This window comes from Sphingomonas sp. Ant20, from assembly GCF_000783375.1.
Lineage (GTDB): Bacteria > Pseudomonadota > Alphaproteobacteria > Sphingomonadales > Sphingomonadaceae > Sphingomonas > Sphingomonas aerolata.
On sequence record NZ_JRVI01000278.1, the window covers coordinates 1 to 2,704 of the forward strand.

4 protein-coding genes and 1 pseudogene are annotated in these 2,704 nt (G+C 71.3%); 1 reads left to right on the forward strand and 4 read right to left on the reverse strand.

Translation table 11 applies throughout. From position 1 onward, the window contains the following. Positions 1-410 (forward strand): precorrin-6A/cobalt-precorrin-6A reductase (locus NI18_RS20190; protein WP_037532884.1); only part of this gene is annotated, 410 nt, incomplete at its 5' end. Here NI18_RS20190 and cobJ read toward each other — a convergent pair. The 4 genes and pseudogenes from cobJ to NI18_RS24785 all read right to left on the reverse strand — a co-directional run. Beyond that, positions 386-1,150: a precorrin-3B C(17)-methyltransferase gene (gene cobJ, locus NI18_RS20195; protein WP_037532886.1), complete on the reverse strand. Its 765-nt coding sequence runs from the start codon at positions 1,148-1,150 to the stop codon at positions 386-388. The two genes, NI18_RS20190 and cobJ, sit on opposite strands and share 25 nt — an antisense overlap. Beyond that, entirely contained in the window at positions 1,147-1,926 is a 780-nt protein-coding gene (gene cobI / locus NI18_RS20200; protein ID WP_084215342.1) for a precorrin-2 C(20)-methyltransferase, read from the reverse strand. Before cobI ends, cobJ begins: the two co-directional genes overlap by 4 nt. Next, positions 1,923-2,552, reverse strand: a complete 630-nt coding sequence (locus tag NI18_RS20205) for a precorrin-8X methylmutase (RefSeq protein WP_037532887.1) — start codon at positions 2,550-2,552, stop codon at positions 1,923-1,925. The genes cobI and NI18_RS20205 overlap by 4 nt, the downstream gene beginning before the upstream one ends. After that, positions 2,552-2,704, reverse strand: a pseudogene (locus NI18_RS24785) (cobalamin biosynthesis protein CobG); the annotation flags it as partial. The gene NI18_RS20205 and the pseudogene NI18_RS24785, both read right to left, overlap by 1 nt.

The window sequence follows — 2,704 nt, forward strand, 5'->3', positions numbered from 1 at the left end:
GCCGATATCGCGGCGCGGTCGCGGCGCTCGCCGGGCCGTCGCAGCGCGTGATGCTCGCGCTCGGCCGGATGCATGTCGACGCCTTCGCGCAGCAGCCGCAGCACGACTATCTGCTGCGTTTCGTCGATACGCCCGACGATCCGCCGCCGCTGCCCCGCCACCGCCTGGTCGTAGACCGCGGCCCGTTCGACGCCGCCGGCGACACCCAATTGATGCGCGACCACGCCACCGAACTGGTCGTCTGCAAGAACGCGGGCGGCAGCGGCGCGGCGGCCAAGCTCGTCGCCGCGCGCACGCTCGGCCTGCCGGTGATCATGATCGACCGCCCGCCGCTGCCTGCGCGACACGCGGTCGATTCGGTCGACGCGGTGCTCGACTGGCTCGATCATGGCGCCGACCGCGGCGTATAGAGGATCGGCCCCTGCGCCCGCGCGATGATCCGCGTCAGGCTCGACCCCACGATCACCATCGTCCGCATGTCCGCCATCTCCGCCCGCGCCTCGCCCAGCGGCACGATCGACAGCGCTTCCTCGGGCGTCGACACCGCCCGCGCGAACAGCACCGGGCGATCGTCGCCGCACGTCGTGCGAAGGATCTCGAACGCGCGGACCAGCCCGTCGGGTCGCGCCTTCGATCGCGGATTGTAGAAGGCGATCGCGAAATCGGCCTCCGCCGCCAGCCGCACGCGTCGCTCGATCAGCGCCTGGGGCTTCAGATTGTCCGACAGGTTGATCGCGCAGAAATCATGTCCGAGCGGCGCGCCTGCCCGCGCACTCGCCGCCAGCATCGCGGTGATCCCCGGCAGCACGCGGATGTCGATCGCGCCCCACGCCGCCGGCCCCGCCTCCAGCGCCTCGAACACCGCCGCCGCCATCGCGAACACGCCGGGATCCCCCGACGACACGACGACGACGCGCGCGCCTTTCGCTGCCAGCTCGAGCGCATGGCGCGCGCGGTCGATCTCGACCCGGTTGTCGCTCGCATGCAGTGTCAGACCGTCGCGCGCCGGAACCCTCGCGACATAGGAAATATAGCCGATCACGTCGGTCGCCTCGGCCAGCGCCGCGCTGACCTCGGGCGTCACCAGCGCAGCATCCCCCGGCCCCAGCCCAGCGATCGCCAGCCAGCCAATCCCTGCGCTCAGGGTCATGGCCGCCGCCCCTGCCCGTGGATCAGCAGGATCGCGAAATAGGGCGTGACCGCATCCGCCTCGCACAGCCGCGTGACGCGCTGCTCCGCCATCGCCGCATATTCGACCAGCCACGCCGCCTCCTCGCGCCCCGCGGCGGCGACCGCGCGGCGCAGCTTGGCGAGGTGCCGGCCGATCTTCATCACCACCAGCGCATCGGTGTCGCGGATGCGCCGCACCAGATCCGCCTCGGGCAGCGTCCCCATCACCACCGTCAGCACGTCGTCGCCCCAGGTGATCGGCGCGCCGCTCGCGGTCCAGGCGCCCGACATGCCGGTAATGCCGGGGACGACCGCGACCGGCGCGACCCCCTGCAACCGCGTATAGAGATGCATGAACGATCCGTAGAAGAACGGGTCGCCCTCGCACAGCACCACCACGTCCTCGCCGCCCAGCGCCAGCGCCGCGAGGTGATCGATACACCCCGCGTAGAAGCCCGACAGCCGGTCGTTGTACCGCGGATCGGACAATGCGATCTCGGTGGTGACGGGATATTCCATCGGATATTCGATCACGTCGTCGCGCAGCATCCCCTCGACGATCCGCCGCGCCTGTCCCGGCCGCCCCGCCTTGCGGAAATAGGCGACGTGGCGTGCGCCGCGCACCAGCCGGTCCGCACGCACGCTCATCAGGTCGCACGCCCCCGGCCCCAGCCCGACGCCGTGGATCGTGCCCGTCACGACCGCCTGCCCCGGCGGCGGCACCAAAGTCGGCACGGGCGCCACCACGCCGATCATTCCGCCGCACTCGCCAGCGCGTTGATCGCCGCGACGGTGATCGCGCTGCCGCCCAGCCGCCCCTCGACGATCACGCACGGCATCGGCTGCGCCGCCCACAGCGCGTCCTTCGATTCGACCGCGCCGACAAAGCCGACCGGACAGCCGATGATCGCCGCCGGTCGCGGACAGTCGGGATCCTCCAGCATCGTGAGCAGGTAGAACAGCGCGGTCGGCGCATTGCCGATCGCCACCACCGCGCCCGCCAGATACGGCCGCCAGAACTCCAGCGCCGCGGCCGAACGCGTCGTTGCCATTTCTTTCGCCAGCGCGACCGTCTCGGGCGTGTGCAGCGTACAGATCACCGCATTGTTCGCCGGCAGGCGCGCGCGCGTGATCCCCTCGGTCACCATCCGCGCATCGCACAGGATCGGCGCGCCCGCCCGCAACGCCGCACGCGCGGTCCGTGCGAAGCCGGGCGAAAAGCGGATATCCCCCGCCAGCGCGACCAGCCCCGCAGCGTGGATCATCCGCACCGCGACCGGCTCCTCCTCGGCATCGAAGCGCGCCAGATCCGCCTCGGCACGGATCATCGCGAACGACTGGCGATAGATCGCGGCCCCGTCGGTCTCATAGGCATAGGGCATCAGGCAGCTCCGGACGGCTGGGAGAAATGGGCGATAATCTGAGCGGGTTCGAGTGCGCCAAGCAGCGACGGCGCGCCCGCGCGCGCGTGCAGGGCAAGGTCGAACAGCCCGTCGCGCCCGGTCAGCACGACGTCGGCAGGCCGCGCCCGCGC

Coding starts and splice junctions, on each gene's coding strand:
- cobJ (WP_037532886.1), bottom strand. CDS start 1,150: ATGACCCTGAGCGCAGGGATTGGCTGGCTGGCGATCGCTGGGCTGGGG.
- cobI (WP_084215342.1), bottom strand. CDS start 1,926: ATGATCGGCGTGGTGGCGCCCGTGCCGACTTTGGTGCCGCCGCCGGGG.
- NI18_RS20205 (WP_037532887.1), bottom strand. CDS start 2,552: ATGCCCTATGCCTATGAGACCGACGGGGCCGCGATCTATCGCCAGTCG.